Annotated in this window: 12 protein-coding genes; 3 read left to right on the top strand and 9 right to left on the bottom strand. The window is 45.2% G+C overall.

The annotated features are described in order from the left end of the window. The first annotated feature begins 114 nt into the window (after positions 1-114). Complete coding sequence (locus P0M28_RS27615) at positions 115-3,483, top strand: VCBS repeat-containing protein (protein WP_302206733.1); 3,369 nt, start codon at positions 115-117, stop codon at positions 3,481-3,483. 11 nt (positions 3,484-3,494) lie between these two features. Here P0M28_RS27615 and P0M28_RS27610 read toward each other — a convergent pair whose 3' ends face one another. Continuing rightward, complete coding sequence (locus P0M28_RS27610) at positions 3,495-4,763, bottom strand: replication-associated recombination protein A (protein ID WP_302206732.1); 1,269 nt, start codon at positions 4,761-4,763, stop codon at positions 3,495-3,497. A gap of 93 nt (positions 4,764-4,856) precedes the next feature. Here P0M28_RS27610 and P0M28_RS27605 point away from each other — a divergent pair, with 93 nt between their 5' ends. After that, positions 4,857-5,351 (top strand): DUF2062 domain-containing protein, encoded by a 495-nt coding sequence (locus P0M28_RS27605; RefSeq protein WP_302206731.1) that lies wholly within the window; start codon positions 4,857-4,859, stop codon positions 5,349-5,351. Positions 5,352-5,392: 41 nt separating this feature from the next. Here the strand turns inward: P0M28_RS27605 and P0M28_RS27600 are convergent, their stop codons facing one another. The 8 genes from P0M28_RS27600 to P0M28_RS27565 form a co-directional block, all read right to left on the bottom strand. Further along, positions 5,393-7,180, bottom strand: a complete 1,788-nt coding sequence (locus tag P0M28_RS27600) for an arylsulfatase (protein WP_302206730.1) — start codon at positions 7,178-7,180, stop codon at positions 5,393-5,395. A gap of 128 nt (positions 7,181-7,308) precedes the next feature. Then, positions 7,309-7,740 carry an alkyl hydroperoxide reductase gene (locus P0M28_RS27595; protein WP_302206729.1) on the bottom strand — a complete coding sequence of 144 codons (432 nt, stop codon included), beginning with the start codon at positions 7,738-7,740 and terminating at the stop codon, positions 7,309-7,311. A gap of 32 nt (positions 7,741-7,772) precedes the next feature. Continuing rightward, complete coding sequence (locus P0M28_RS27590) at positions 7,773-9,674, bottom strand: tetratricopeptide repeat-containing sensor histidine kinase (RefSeq protein ID WP_302206728.1); 1,902 nt, start codon at positions 9,672-9,674, stop codon at positions 7,773-7,775. Positions 9,675-9,709: 35 nt separating this feature from the next. Continuing rightward, complete coding sequence (locus P0M28_RS27585) at positions 9,710-10,057, bottom strand: hypothetical protein (RefSeq protein WP_302206727.1); 348 nt, start codon at positions 10,055-10,057, stop codon at positions 9,710-9,712. Positions 10,058-10,413: 356 nt separating this feature from the next. Then, positions 10,414-11,754 carry an argininosuccinate lyase gene (gene argH / locus P0M28_RS27580; RefSeq protein ID WP_302206726.1) on the bottom strand — a complete coding sequence of 447 codons (1,341 nt, stop codon included), beginning with the start codon at positions 11,752-11,754 and terminating at the stop codon, positions 10,414-10,416. Positions 11,755-11,835: 81 nt separating this feature from the next. Further along, positions 11,836-12,927, bottom strand: coding sequence for a M20/M25/M40 family metallo-hydrolase (locus tag P0M28_RS27575; protein ID WP_302206725.1), 1,092 nt, complete (start codon positions 12,925-12,927; stop codon positions 11,836-11,838). A gap of 282 nt (positions 12,928-13,209) precedes the next feature. Continuing rightward, a complete protein-coding gene (gene argB, locus P0M28_RS27570; protein WP_302206724.1) occupies positions 13,210-14,013 on the bottom strand; it encodes an acetylglutamate kinase in 804 nt (267 codons plus the stop codon). Next, on the bottom strand, positions 14,006-14,953 hold the full coding sequence (locus P0M28_RS27565; protein ID WP_302206723.1) for an N-acetylornithine carbamoyltransferase: 948 nt from the start codon (positions 14,951-14,953) through the stop codon (positions 14,006-14,008). Before P0M28_RS27565 ends, argB begins: the two co-directional genes overlap by 8 nt. 121 nt (positions 14,954-15,074) lie before the next feature. Between P0M28_RS27565 and P0M28_RS27560 the strand changes: the two genes are divergently transcribed. After that, positions 15,075-16,367, top strand: a complete 1,293-nt coding sequence (locus P0M28_RS27560) for an aminotransferase class V-fold PLP-dependent enzyme (RefSeq protein ID WP_302206722.1) — start codon at positions 15,075-15,077, stop codon at positions 16,365-16,367. Positions 16,368-16,411 lie beyond the last annotated feature (44 nt).

The following is a 16,411-nucleotide window of genomic DNA, read 5'->3' as shown; positions in this document are numbered from 1 at the left end:
CCAATCTTAGCCTACCCTTTTTCTATTAGCGGCGAAGGAAAGCAAACGCAGCGCGTTAGTCATCCCAGATTTTTCGTACATTTCGGATTAAGAAACACCGTCACTTAGCTCGAAATGACCTATAAAATCCTGATTGGGATAATTTGCTCCTGCGTATTTCTAACCAACTGCCAATCGAGGCAATCAGCCGTTTTTCAACTACTGCCTCCCGAACAAACCGGCATTCATTTTACCAACGCCATTGCGGAGAATGACTCTCTTAACGTAATTGACTACGCCTATCTGTACAACGGTGGCGGAGTGGGCGTAGGAGATATTAACAACGACGGTCTGGACGATCTCTTTTTTGCCGGTAACCAAGTATCCAGCCAACTGTACCTGAACCGCGGTGAGCTTCAGTTTGACGATATTACCGAAGTATCGGGTACAACCACAAGTCGCTGGGCTACTGGCGTAGCGATGGTTGATATTAATCAGGACAATTGGCTCGATATTTACGTATGCGTAGCCAGTAAATTCGATTCAACCCTTAGTCGTAACTACTTCTTCATCAATCAGGGTGTAAACGACGAAGGCATTCCCACCTTCATTGACCAAGCTGCCAAATTTAATCTAAATGATGCGGGGTATTCTACCCAAGCTGCCTTTTTTGACTACGATCTGGACGGTGATCTGGATATGTACCTGCTCACCAACGGCATGGAGACGTTTAACCATAACCTTGCCCGAAAGAAAAATACTAATGGTGGAGGAATCAGTACTGATAAACTTTACCGCAATGACTCATCGGGCAAATCAATCGCTTTTACCGAAGTAAGCAGGGAAGCCGGTATCCTGATTGAAGGCTATGGCTTGGGAGTGGGCATTAACGACTTTAACCAAGACGGCTACCCTGACATTTACGTAGCTAACGATTTTATTACCAATGACTTGATGTGGATTAACAATGGCGATGGCACCTTTACGGACCGAGCGGGAGAATACCTAAAACATCATTCTCACAACGGCATGGGTACCGATGTAGCCGATTTTAATAACGATGGGTTAGTGGATATTATGGTATTGGACATGCTGCCCGAAGATAACTACCGCCAAAAGACCATGCTCGGCAAACCAAGTTATGACCGTTTTCAAATAAACCTGGGCTACGGTTATACTCCCCAGTACGTACGCAACACCCTCCAGATGCATAACGGCTTTACTCCTTCCGGGCATCCTTCTTTCAGCGAAATTGGGCAACTAGCCGGAGTACACGCTACCGATTGGAGCTGGAGTGCTTTATTTGCTGACTATGACAACGACGGTTACCGCGATTTGCTCATCACCAATGGCTACGTAAAAGATGTTACCAACCTTGATTTCATCACGTACTTGAGTGCCTCTTCCCAGTTCGGAACGGCGGAAGCCAAACACAACAAATCTTTGGCATTAACTGAAATGCTCAAAGAGGCTAAAGTGCATAATTACGTTTATCGAAACAACGGAGGCGATTCCAGCAGCACCTTACTCTTCTCCGATGTATCGGAAGCCTGGGGCATGCGAGAACCTTCGTTTACTAACGGAACAGCGTTCGCCGACCTGGATCAAGACGGTGATTTGGATTTAGTTATGAATAACATCAATGAAAATGCCTTTATCTACGAAAATCACATTCCACAAGATGGGAAGCATAATTTTCTGCGAGTTAGCTTAACGGGACCTTCCAATAATCCTTATGGGTTTCAAGCAGTTATCCAACTACACTCTGGCAGTCAAACTCAGTATCATTATCATGTGCCCTACCGAGGGTATAAATCTACCGTAGAGGCTAATGTCCACTTTGGTTTAGGTAGTACCTCCGTGGTAGATAGTCTGGTGATACTGTGGCCCGATAATCGAGTGCAGCGTTTGTACAACGTGACCATTAATCAGCAACTTTCAGTATCTTATCAGGATGCCTCTCCCAGAAAGCCATCAGAAAAAATCAGCCCCCCCCCTCCCCTACTTATTGAAGTCACTGACTCAATGAGCTTGGAATGGAAGCACCAGGAGGCTGCTTTCAATGATTTTAACTATCAACCGCTGCTACACCGAAGCTTTTCTAGAGAAGGCCCTGGGTTGGCAGTTGGCGATGTCAATGGCGATGGGTTGGAGGATTTTTTTGTGGGGGGAGCTACGAATCAGTCCGGGGCTTTCTTTTTACAGCAGGCTAATGGCGAATTTCTTCAGCAAGACTTAGCGCAACACACCCAAAGTGAAGATCTGGATGCAATATTATTTGATCCCGATCAGGACGGAAACTTAGATTTATACGTAGTAAGTGGCGGTAATGAATTTAATGAGAACCACCCGGCTTATCTTGATCGCTTGTATCGGAATGATGGCACCGGAAGTTTCACCTACGATTCTACCGCACTTCCGACATTCTTTACCAGTGGTTCTTGTGTAGCTGCCTCGGATTACGATCAAGATGGTGACCTAGATTTATTTGTAGGAGGCAGACTCATTCCCCAGCAGTATCCGTTAGCTGCCTCCAGCTATATTTTAGAAAATCGGAACGGAAAATTTGTGGATGTCACGGCTGAAGTGGCTCCAGTGCTACAGCAATTTGGCTTAGTTACCAGCGTGCTGTGGACTGACTTTAATCAAGACCAGCAACCAGATTTACTCCTTAGCGGAGAATGGATGCCACTCACTTTTCTGGAAAACCAGCATGGTACTTTTAGTAACGTAACTGATAATACTGGGTTGCTCAATACTTCCGGTTGGTGGAGTAGCCTAGCTCAGGGCGATTTTGATAACGACGGTGATACTGATTACCTGGCGGGTAACATTGGTTGGAACACCAAGTATAAGTTTTCAGAAGAAGAGCCTATCCGATTATACATCAGCGATTACGACCAAAACGGCAGTATTGATCCCATTTTGAGCTATTATATTCAAGGAAAAGAGTATGCCGCCCACTCGAGGGGGCAGCTTATCGATCAGTTAGTTGGGATGCGTAAGCGGTTTTCTGATTACAATAGCTACGCCCTTACTTCATTTAACGAAGTTTTTACTACCAAAGAATTGGCTGAGGCTGAAATACTAGAAAGCGTGATGATGACTAGCTGTTATCTGGAAAACCTTGGTAACAATAAGTTTCAATCTCGCGAGCTACCTGTTCGCGCGCAAATCGCCCCCATTAATGCTATGTCGGTGGCTGATGTTAATCAGGATGGTAACTTGGACGTAGTAGCCGTAGGAAACTCCTACGCTCCAGAAACGCAACACGGCTGGTTCGACGCCTCAATTGGGTGGGTTTTCTTGGGAGATGGGCAAGGCGACTTTCATTCAGTGAGTCTGTCCGAGAGTGGCTTTTTCGTAGATACGGATGCCAAAGCTATTGTTCCTTTTACCCAGAACACGAATGAGACTTCTTGGATTATTGCTAGCAATAACGACTCACTCCAGGTGTACCGTTTGAATAATCTTGCCCAGCAACCTTCCATCAATTTACCTTAGTAAAGCCCGCTCTAATACTTGTAATGATCGCCCCACAATTGCTTTAAGCGTTTTCTCAATTCGTTCTCCCGAGCGTTCTGGCCGGGTTGGTAAAAAGTAGTTCTCGATAGAGCCTCTGGTAAAAACTCCTGCGCCACAAAGCTCTGGTCGTAATCATGAGCGTATTGGTAATTTTTGCCGTAGTCTAACGACTTCATTAGTTTAGTAGGAGCATTACGCAGATGAAGCGGCACCGGAAGATCACCGGTTTTTCTCACCAAAGCCTGCGCTTGGCGTAAACCAGCGTAACTAGCATTGCTCTTAGGCGAACTTGCTAAGTAGGTAGTACACTGTGCCAACACTATCTCAGCTTCCGGCATTCCGATCATGGATACTGCCTGAAAACAATTGGTTGCCAACACCAACCCGGTCGGATTGGCATTTCCCACGTCTTCCGAAGCCAGAATAATTAGTCGACGAGCGATGAATTTGGGGTCTTCTCCTCCTGCCAGCATTCGCACCATATAGTAGAGTGCCGCATTCGGATCGCTACCCCGTACTGATTTTATAAAGGCAGAAATCAAGTCGTAGTGAAGCTCTCCGCCTTTTTCGTAGCGAGCTAGTCGAGTCTGAGCCAGCTTGGTTACAACCTCATTGGTAATTTCAATCAAATCACTTTCAGTAGCAGAAACAATCAGGTCAACCAAATTTAGCAACCGCCGGGCATCACCGCCCGAAAGATTGAATAGGGCCTGGGTTTCCTTTAATTCAATGTTCTTGATTTGCAAAAACGTATCTTGCTGAAAGGCTCGCGCTAATAATTTTCGTAAGTCATCTTCGGTAAGGGCGTTTAATGTGTACACCTGACAGCGAGAAAGTAACGCGGGGTTTATCTCGAAGGAGGGATTTTCAGTGGTTGCGCCGATGAGCGTTATAGTTCCATCTTCCACCGCATGTAATAAAGCATCCTGTTGCGACTTATTAAAGCGATGAATTTCGTCGATGAATAGAATAGCGCCTCCGTACATCTTAGAACGTTGAATAGCCTCGCGCACCTCCTTCACCCCCGCTTGAATGGCACTGAGCTGAAAGAATTCCCGCCTTGACTCCTGAGAAACAATACGAGCTAAAGTAGTTTTGCCAGTCCCGGGCGGCCCCCAAAATATTAGCGACGCTAGATTACCCTGCTCGATCATTGCCCGCAAAACACCCTGCGAACCCGTGAGGTGAGATTGGGCAACTACATCATCTAGCGTTTGAGGGCGTAGCCGTTCGGCCAGTGGAATTTGACGGTTCATCATTAATAATTGAGACGTTACGCAAGTTAGATATTCACTAAAAAGCAAAAAATAAATCGCTTATCAATTGTTAGTATTGTAGTAAGAAAAATCCCAATGAACAAAGCGGTAGTAAGAGAGAAAATAGTGCAATTTATTGAACGACTAATTCAGCCCGAAAGCAGTAGTCAGGCTATCGCTCTAAGTTTCTCACTAGGTACGTTGATTGCTATTCTCCCCACCCCTGGCTTTGGAATTTTTATAGGCTTATTGCTGATCCTCGTATTTCGGATGCTGAACAAAATCGCGATGGTTTTAGCCATAACCATGTGGAATCCGCTTCTTCAGCTTCCGGTGTATTACGCCAGCTATTGGCTAGGTAGCGTACTACTCAACCGATCAGCCCCTACGGTAATTGAAGAATCTTGGATTACATTGCTCACTCGGCATACCCAAGCATTTCTGGTCGGAAACAGTGTATTAGCTGCTCTAATTTCAGTGTTCAGCTACATTATGGTAGTACAACTTGTCTCTTATTATCGCAAGCGCAGAGCCATTGCCGAGATTATCCGTATCTACCAAGTGCGTTCTGAAAAAGCGCAATCGGCTTAGTCAAATGAAATACTACCTCATAGTGTCGCAAACTAACGTGATCACTTCCTCTCTAAAACCAGCCCTTTCACTTCAGCCACTTGGCTACCCGCTATTTGTTTAGCAAGTAAAGTAAGCGTTTGTGAACTGGGTTGTAATGTAATATCGCCCAAGTAGGTTTTAGCCCATTCTTTTTCGTAAACTTCAATTCGCTGAATTCGGTCGGGGCTGGGGATATACGCTGGGTCAAAAGCAGTGGATAAAGTATCAACTAATGAATTATCGCCAGCCTCAAGTTGAATAACTGCCCCAGCGTCGGATTCGGGAACGGTGTAAGAGAGATAGACTTGGTACGTAACTGGAGACTGTACTTCCACATCCCAATGAATACGGTCGTCAGGGCTTGTCCAATTTACCAGCCAGTCGTGCGCCCAGCCGTGTCCTTCTTTAAAGGAGACATTCCCAGAAAAGTAACTTTCGTGGGCGGGCAGTACGGCTTGTGTTTGCGCCTTAAACCCGATAGGGATAGTTGTCATATCCACCGTTTCTGATTTCATCTGCTCAAACCATTCGTTGTACACCGCCATCAAACTATCGTACAACTGGGGAAATTCCTGGCTCAGATCTTCTGACTCATCAGGATCGACCTGAAGATTGTATAATCCGGTGTAATTAGGGTAATTCACCAACCGATACTCGTTTGTTCTAACTGCCCCCCTTTGTGGTAACAGCTCTCGATCTGACTGCTGAAAAAAGAGGGTTCGATCCGGAATAGTTGCGTTAGCCTCTACCAACCTATCAGTCAGATTTATTCCGTCTATCTCCCGATTAGGTAATTGTATTTCGCAGAGTCCAGCCAGAGTAGGCAGTATATCTATGTGAGCCGCTAGTCCGTCCACTGTGCTTCCGCTGGGAAGATTTGTGGGCCACTGCACAAAAAAGGGAACCCGAGTTCCGCCTTCGTGGGTTGAGCCTTTGGTTCCGCGCATCCCACCGTTATACCGACTACCGTTGGGACCATTGTCGGTTAGGAAAATGACAATCGTATTATCCCGGACTCCATGTTTCTCTAGAGAAGATAATAATCGCCCGACGTTAGCATCCATATTTTCGCACATCCCGTAGACGGCTGCTAGCTTATTTCGCTCGGTCTCGTCTTGCATAGTATCCAATTGATCGTAGTATTTATCAAAATACTCGTCAGGAACCTGAAACGGGCCGTGCGGAACATTGTAGGGTACGTAGCAGAAAAAGGGTTCGCCCTTCGCTTGTTCTATAAAATTAATGGCCTGGTCAGTTAGCACGTCAGTGATGTAGCCTTCGGTCAGAAATGGCTCACTGTTATGTTGCAAAGTAGTATTGAAGTAGTTATTCCAGTGACCGGCACAAAAACCAAAAAACTCATCGAAGCCCTGCTGATTGGGATGAAATGGGAAATGTGCTCCATTGTGCCACTTACCAAAACAGCCCGTAGCGTAGTCCGCCGACTGGAACATTTCGGCTAACGTGATTTCTTCCGGATTCATGTTTTCCAAACCATCGGATACCCAGCGCGTCCCGGTTCGCAGGTGATAACGTCCAGTGAGCAGACTAGCCCGGGTGGGGGCGCACAATGGACTTACGTAGAAATTTTTGATCTGCACTCCGTTGCGGGCAAAATCATCCAACACTGGAGTTTGAATTATCGGATTACCGTGTACACCTAAGTCGCCCCAGCCCTGATCATCGGTCAGGATTAGTAGCACATTGGGACGCGATTCCTCTTCAGCAGCTTCTTCCTGAGGGGAAGTACAGCTTAGAAGAATGCATAAGGCTAAGTAAGGAAAAAGATGAATTGGTCGTAGGCGCATCGTGAAAAAAATAGATTATTAAATACGACAAGATACATGGTGTAGCTGGCAAATTAGACAAAATCAGGTATTTTGGTAGCTTTCGTGGCATCCTTCTCGCCAAGGCTAGCAGAGTATGCAGCTTCTTTTCATGCTTTAGCCGGCTTTGACCCCGATGATGTTAACGGCCAGCCAGCTTGGTGCGCTGCTCGTAAAATCAGAAAGAACGGTACCCACCAGATGAAGTCATTGGTAATAAGGGTGTAGGCAAATGCGGCTGGAACCTCACTCAATAAGTAATTGTAGACGAAACCAATGGGGCCAAAGATTTTACCTAGAAAACCCACTACCACAATAGGCCAGTGGCGTACCGGATCAAAACTTGACCACCAATAGCCTAAGCCGTAGACACCGATCACCATGCCCATTCCTTGCCAGATCATGGTGTGGCGCGGTAACTCCATTCCTACTAACTCAAAAAAGTGATTGGGAAACAACACTACCCAAGCGCCCCACAGAAGATTGTAGGCGGCAGCAATTTTGAGTGTTAGACTCATCCACGACGGAGTAACTTGATTCATAGCATCAATAACCGATTAAGAAAAATCTTGTTTTAGGCGATTACTTTCTCTTTACGATCAGCTGGTAGCCGCACCGAAAAGGTAGTACCTGAACCGGGAACGCTGACCACATCGATGGTTCCGCTACTTCGATCGGTAAACTCTTTGACTAATTGTAGCCCTAGTCCTACTCCTTTTTCTCCCGAGGTTCCCCAGGTAGATTGTCCTTCCTGCGGTTGGAAAAGCGTTTCTAGTTTCTCGGCTGATATTCCGATACCTGTATCGATTACCTGAATTACCACATCGCCACCCGACCGCTGAGCCGTAATGGTCACCGCCCCATTTACAGGGGTAAATTTCAGGGCATTGTTCGTTAGATTACGGATAATGGTAAACAATACATTCCGGTCAACCCATGCGTAGAGCGAAGTATCGATCAGAGAGCTTAAGGTAATATTTTTAGAAAGAGCTACTGTTTGAAAAACTTCAACTACTTCATCAGTAATTTCTTTTACTAGCAGTTTTTCTGGTTGAATAGGAATATCATCCTGCTGATTGAGTGCCCAGTTCAGCAGATTATCCAGCATTAGCGAAAGGTGAATAGCTGACTTTTCTATATGATCAATAATAGGTGGCAGATTAACGTATTCTTGCTTTTGTAAGTGCATTTTAAGAATGCTAGCCAGACTATAAAATGAACCTACTGGCCCCCGTAGATCGTGGGAGATGATTGAAAAGAAGCGTTCGCGAGTAACAATCAGGGCATCTAGCATCTCATTTTTAGCGTTCAGCTCTTTCTTCTGCTGGTTTAATTGTTCATTGGCTTTCTTTTGTATGCAATAGCTACGATAAAATAACCAAGCCACTACCACAATCAATAACAATAGTAAGATTAGCCCCACCTGAATCTTTCGTTGGCTATTTCGTTTCTCCGTCAACAAGTCTATTTCCGATTGCTTCTGCGCCACCTCAAACTCGGTACGCATATCGGCCAGGTTTTGAACCACCTCAATATTATTAATACTATCTTTTAGTTTCAGATAACGGGTTTGATGAAGGTAGGCTTGCTCATAATCACCCCGCTGTACGTAGATAGAAGCCAAACGCTCACTAACGTTCCGCATTTGTTCCAGCAAACCATCCTGCTCAGCCATTTCCCAACTTTGTTGAGCGTAATTTAATGCGGCTACAGTATCTCCCCGGCTCTGGTAAATTTTAGATAATGATAATTGGTATTCAGCAATTGCGTAGTTATCTCCAAATTTCTCCAGCCGAGCTATGGCTTCATTCAGATTTTCTTCTCCGCTAATATAATTCCCTTGCTCAATCTCCAATAAACCAAGGTTACCCGTGGCGTAAGCCTCTCCTATTTCAATTTGAAGTTTACCGAATAACACTTTCGCTTCTCTAATGAACCTTAATGCAGAGTCATATTGATAATTTTCTTGATAGACATTACCAGTATTTAGTAATACTGTAGCGAGTCTAGAAGAGTCTTGCTCTTCTCTGAATATTTTTATAGACTGTTTATAATACTTTAAAGCTCGCGAAATATTTTCCTGACGAGAATATATATCACCAAGTATTAAATAGCCTGATGAAACGCCTAATTGAGAGTTAGCAAGTTGATAGTAAGAAATACTACTCATTGCGGCATTAAGAGCACTTTCACCATCACCTAATTTCCTATACCATTTAGCAATATTCAATAATGCGGCACCCTGCCATAGTGGATTTTCTAGTGTACTAGCTATTTCTAAAGATTGCTTTGCATATTCCAAAGATAGCCTAGGAACAGTCGAGTAATCAGCAATATCCATCGCTATCTTGTACCTCAACGTATCAGGAAATTCTTCGGTTGATATAATATGAATAAGACTATCTGCTTTGGATTGATTTAATACTTGGGCATTAGAAAAAGTAAAATAGCCTACTAAAAAATAGGCTATGTTCAATAATAATATTGTTTTCGCAGATTTAAAAAGCATTATTACCTAGGTGGTTTCACATCTAGTTGGGGATTACTTGACCGAGCAGTCTTACCTTCTGTCACATACTCAATCACATACTCTTCGCTACCCTCGGCACACTCATTGACGGTTCCTTTCCAGTTGCCGTTACCATTTTTTCTCACTTCACCTTGGAAAATATTCTGACTACCACTGGCTGGACAGATACCGGTAATCTCGTCAATTCCTTCACCTAACACCCACTCTACTTCATCTCCGTGGTGTACTTCTGTAACAATGCTCCCGTTACCTTCGTGGCCTTCACTGTCTCGAAGATGCAATTCACCCGTATTTGGGTCGCGACTTACGTAAATCCTTACTTTCGACATAATATTAATGATTAAAATTTAGAATATTAACTGTTTGGTTTGTAATAATTAGAAATAAAGTGAAAATGGGTATTGCCGTACTTGGGCCTACATCAGTAAGCTTTTATCTGACGGAACTACAGGTGTGTGTTTAATTGATAGGCAAGAAAGGGAATGGAGCCCAGTTTTTCTGGGTAATAATCAAAATCCTCTTAGCTGTGTAAGATTATCAGAAAATAAGATATAACTATCTTTTGGAAAGAAGTCGAAAACAATAAAAAATAAACACTAAAATGCAAAGTAAATATTAGTCTGCTTCCGGCTAACTGACTACATGCAACTAGTGAAAATAGCTACTGAAGTAATACTACTTTTTCTTAGCGATTCTTTAACAGTTTTTCAATGGCTCGTTGCGCCTGATCAAAATTGAACTGCTGGAGTACACTCTGAAATTTCTCAGCAATGGCATCGTTTTGCAAGTTACCAATGCTTCCTTCGTGGGTGTGATTAATCTCGGTGGGTGGTTCGTAGGTATTGTCAGCAATTTCCCGACCTACTTCCTGATAAGCGTCCCGGAAAGGTTTTCCCGCTAGCACTTTTTCGTTGACTCGCTCAACCGTAAACAAGTACCGATAGCGTTCGTCCTCCAAAATATCTTCGTTAACCGAGATATGCTGAAGAGCATAGTCCAGAATCGCTAAACAGTCTTTCAATTGCCCAAAAGCCGGAAATAGCCCTTCTTTCAGAATTTGCCAGTCGCGATGATAGCCCGAAATCATGTTAGTGTTGACTAAAGTAATCTGGTTGGATAACCCCTGTAATTGGTTACACTTGGCTCGGATCAGTTCAAACACATCCGGATTTTTCTTATGGGGCATAATCGATGAACCGGTAGTCAGGTGGTCGGGAAAACGGATAAACTGAAAATTCTGACTCACGTACCAGCAAATATCATCCGCCATTTTTCCTACGGTTGCTGCTACCGTAGAAATAGCAAAGGCTACTATCCGTTCGGTTTTACCTCGTCCCATTTGGGCGTACACTGAGTTATAGTTTAGCGTATCAAAACCCAGCAAATCCGTAGTCATCTGGCGATTGAGTGGAAAGGACGAACCGTAACCGGCTGCCGAGCCCAGCGGATTTTGATTTACCAGACGGTAAGCCGCCAATAACATTAGCATATCGTCCGCCAAACTTTCGGCGTAGGCACCAAACCATAAGCCAAAAGAAGAAGGCATAGCTACTTGAGTGTGCGTATAACCCGGAAGTAGTACATCCTGATGCTGTTCACTCAATCCCTGCAAACGCTCGAATAGTGCCTGTACCCCCGATACTGCTTGTTGTAATTCATCGCGGAAGTACAAGCGCAGGTCTACCAATACCTGATCATTACGGGAACGACCACTGTGTACTTTCTTACCGATCTCTCCCAACTCCCGGGTCAGTAGCATCTCCACTTGCGAGTGTATATCTTCTACTCCATCATCAATGGTAAACCCCTCCCCCTGAATTTGTCGGTATAGCTGCTGCAACACCGGGCAGAGCTTATTCAGCTCTTTCTTTTTCAGTAGCCCAACTTCTTGTAGCATGGTAATATGCGCCAGTGTTCCCAACACATCGTAGGGGGCGAGTACTAAATCAAGAACGGCATCTTGACCAATGGTAAAACGCTCAATGCGCTTGTCAATAGACGTAGTAGTTTTCTGCCAGAGTTTCACAGGCTTGGACGGTAAAGAGATGAAGAAATATTAAAGCAAGGGAAAGGCAGAAATGATTCAATTGTCTATACGAATACCAAATTAGTCTTTTTCTAGCTTAAGTCCAGTAAGCAACTGAATATATTTTTCAATTCCTTCCTGAATTTCCGATACTCGAATGTATTCATCCGCTGTATGGGAGCGTCCGGAACTACCGGGACCTAGCTTCAGCGTAGAAAAATCTCGACACAGTGCCTGATCAGATAGTGTAGGTGAACCGTAGTACTCCCAACCTAACTCCATACCTCGTTGTACTAAAGGGTGGTCTTTGGATAAAGAAGATGACTGCAACCGCAGCGAACGGGCTTTAATATCCGATAGCAAATTATGCTCAAATATTTCCAGCACCTGCTCATTGGTGTACAGTTCGTTAGTGCGAATGTCTACCACAAAGGTGCATTTATCGGGGACGATATTATGCTGAATTCCAGCATTGATTTGCGTGACAGCAGCGGTGGTTTCACCTAGTAGATCCGATTTATCAGTGAAGCGAAAATTCTTAATCCAACGGATATCCTGTAAGGCTTCGTAAATAGCATTTACCCCCTCATGGCGTGCGGCGTGACCAGTTATACCGGTTGCAGTGCAGTCGAGTACCAACAACCCTTTTTCAGCTACCGCCATCCTCATTCGGGTCGGCTCACCTACTATGCCTACGTCAATTTTTCCTAGTTTGGGAAGCAGAGCCGAAATTCCACTTTCACCCGAAATCTCCTCCTCGGCTGACGCAGCAAAGATCAAATTAAATCCCCGGTCAGCTACTTCGTCCATGTGAAGAAATGCCTGTAACAATGCTACTAGACAGCCTCCGGCATCGTTGGAACCTAGCCCGTAGAGCGTTTCTTCACCGTCAACCGTCTCGATACTGGAGTCAAAAGGATCGCGTGTCCAGGAATCTCCCGGTTTTACCGTATCGTGATGAGAATTTAGTAACAAAGTAGGCCAGTCGTCCCGAAAATCTTGGGAACGTACCCACACGTTGTTTTTCAGTCGGTGTACTTCCTTTCCTTCCTGCTCCAGACGCTGAGTAATAATGTCTGCCGTTTTTTCTTCCTCCCGGCTAAACGATTGGGTGGCGACAAGTTCTTGCAGCAATTGTACTGCGGCTTGGGTGGGTGTTGTTGTTTCGTTCATATCTGTTGATTGTTGGATAGCTAAATTGTTGATTGTTTTTTAGTCCACAGTCCACAGTCCATAGTCCATAGTCCATAGTCCACAGGTTGAGAAGTTTGAAGTGTCCAATTGCTCAATTGTTGATTATTCTTTTAGCAGGGGGCTGAGGGCGTGGAGCCGGGCGTTTGGTGTTAGAGCTACTTACATTTTACTTCTCGCTCCCTGCCCCCAGCTCCCCGCTTATTTTGTTCATGGCTCATTGCTTCCTACTTCCGTTTTCCATTATCCACTATCAATTGTTCATTACTCATTGTTTAAGCTTGTTCCAAAGTTACGTTTTTCGGCGGATACGTCAGGCTGCCAGCGATGAATATCACTGTGGTGCATAATTTTTACCGTGGCTACCCCTCTATTGATGGCTCGGTAGGCATTATCCAGTTTAGGAATCATTCCCGAATGGACTTGCCCTTGCTTCTTCATTTTACCATACTCACTCTGGGAGATGGAAGGCATCACTGAATTATCATCTTCTACATTGGCTAGCACTCCTTTCTTTTCAAAACAAAAGGCTAACCGTACATCATACTGCTTAGTCAAGGCAATAGCCAGTTCGGTAGCGATGGTATCGGCATTGGTATTCAGTAAACTTCCGCTACCATCGTGGGTAATTGGGGCTACTACCGGGGTGGTGCCCTCGTTAAGCAACTTACTTAATCTATCCGCATCTACCTGCTTTACATCTCCTACAAACCCGAAGTCTATCGGCTGAGCCGGACGCTTTATCGAACGAATGATATTCTGATCCGCTCCGGTTAACCCCAGCGCATCGGTTTTCCTGGCTTGTAGCATCGCTACAATTTGCTTGTTTACCCATCCGGCGTATATCATCACCACGACCTTTAGCATATTAGCATCAGTAATGCGCCGACCGTCCACCATCTGCACCGGAATTCCCATTTGCTCGGCTAGCCTGCTGGCACTCGCACCACCTCCATGCACCAAAATCTTAGGCCCGGTTATCAGGGAGAATCCAGTTAGAAATTCGGATAGTGACTGCAAGTCGTCAATGACTTTTCCGCCGATTTTTACAATACTGAGCTTAGGCATGATCTAGCATTAATTCTAAAACTGTTTGCGCTGCTGTTACTCGATGGGCTGCCTGAGGAATCACCAAACTGTTGGGACTATCAATTACTCCGTCGGCCACTACCACATTACGGCGCACGGGTAGGCAATGCATAAAATGGGCATCGTTGGTTAATTTCATCTTTTCATCGGTAATCATCCACTCGTCATCAGCTCTTACTATTTTTCCGTAATCTTGGTATGATGACCAGTTTTTAACATACACGAAATCAGCATTTTGCAGTGCTTCACTTTGATTGTTAGTTGAAGTAATACCTTGCGTAAATTCCTCGGCCAAATCGTATCCTTCGGGGTGAGTCAGCACCACCTCGTAATCGGTCGTTTTCATCCACTCTAAAAAGGAATTGGCTACGGCCTGGGGCAACGCGCGAGGATGCGGTGCCCAACTTAGCACTACTTTCGGTCGTTCTGTCTTCTTGTATTCTTCAATGGTAATCAAGTCGGTAAGGGATTGAAGTGGATGACGCACCGACGACTCCAAACTGATAATAGGTACCCCGGCGTACTTTTTAAACTGCTGAATGATAGTTTCCTGATAATCTTCCGCCCGATCTTGGAGTTGGGCAAACGCTCGGATGCCAATCACATCGTAGTAAGAACCAATTACGGCCGCGGCTTCTTTCACATGCTCAGCTTTGGAACCGCTCATCACCACTCCGTCAGCCATTTCCAGTTGCCAGCCTCCCTGATTGATATCAAACACCACCGTATCCAGTCCAATATTCATCGCGGCTCGTTGGGTACTGAGGCGAGTTCGTAAACTAGAATTCAGGAAGATCAGGCACATGGCTTTGCCTTGCCCGAGTGTTTTTCTTCCCTGCGGTGCTTGCTTTATTTGTTTTACTTTTTCCCACAGGACTGACCAGTCGGAAATATCTTGGACGGATGTAAAGTGTTTCATAGGTTGGCTTTATACGGTAGATTTGGTAGTTTGAACGGGATTACTCCTTCAAATGCCTAACTGGCTCTTGGTGTAATCGCCTAACAAAAAATCGCCTTGAAATTACACTACTACGCATAGAATGGAAAATAGTCGTCGCTCTTTTTTACAACAGTTTGGTACTTTAAGTGTCTCACCGCTGGCATTCAGCTCACTTTCTACCTCAGAATGGAATCAGCTCCTCGCCTACCTCAGTAATCAAAAGCAACGATCTAACCAAGATATTGCCCGCGATGAAGCTTACTGGCAGGAAGTAGCTAAAGCCTATCGGGTTTCTGATGACTTTATCAATCTGGAAAATGGGTACTACAGCCTAGCCGCTTGGCCAGTGCTGGAGGCTCAGTGGCAGCACATTCAACGGGTGAACGAGACTCCCTCCTACTACATGCGAACCCATCAGTGGGATGATCGCCTCAAAGTGCGGCAAGCTCTCGCTGATTTTGCGGGTTGCTCCGTTGATGAGATGGTGATTTGCCGAAACACTACTGAAGCCCTAGACACGGTAATTCTGGGATTGGATCTCGCTCCGGGCGACGAGGCGATTATGACCAACCAGGACTACGGCAGTATGCTGGCGGCTTTTAACCAGCGAGCACGACGAGATAAAATTGTGAACCGGGTGATTTCTCTGCCACTACACCCAAAAAATGACCAAGAAATTGTAACTGCTTTTGAACAGGCGATCACTCCGCGAACTAAGGTAATGCTGGTGACGCATTTGATTAATATCACCGGACAAGTACTTCCGGTACGCAAGATTTGCGATATGGCCCACTCCCACGGAGTGGAAGTCATCTGCGACTCGGCGCACGCGCTGGGGCAACTGGATTTCAAAATTCGTGATCTGGATTGCGATTACTGGGGAACTAGCCTGCACAAGTGGGTAGGTGCCCCGCTAGGGAACGGAATGCTGTTTGTGAAAAAAGAGAAAATCGCCAAAGTATGGCCACTGCTGGGTGATGACACGTATCCCAACGACGATATCCGTAAGTTTGAGCATCACGGCACCCTACCCGTCACCGGACAACTCTCGATTTTGGATGCACTCAAGTTTCAGGATACAATTGGAGTCCACCGTAAGCAAGCCCGGCTTCGCTACCTTAAGCAGTACTGGACGGAAAAATTGAAAGATACGCCCAGGATAATTATCAACACCCCCTGGGAAGAAGAACGCTCCAGCGGGATTACCAATGTGGGCGTTGTTTCGCTGAGTCCTGACGAATTGGCTGAACAATTGATGGATGACTACAACATCTTTACAGTAGCAATCAACAACGAAGCGGTGCGGGGCATTCGGGTAACTCCTCACCTGTACACTTCACTAGATGAGCTAGATCAGTTGGTCACCTCCCTAAAAGAAATAGCAAATGCGTAGGGGGCCGTTAAATAGTGACTGTTGAGTTTTAGTCATTATTCACC

This window comes from Tunicatimonas pelagia (assembly GCF_030506325.1).
Lineage (GTDB): Bacteria > Bacteroidota > Bacteroidia > Cytophagales > Cyclobacteriaceae > Tunicatimonas > Tunicatimonas pelagia.
The sequence above is the reverse complement of the archived record's forward strand: the minus strand, read 5'-3'. Positions and strand labels throughout refer to the sequence as shown.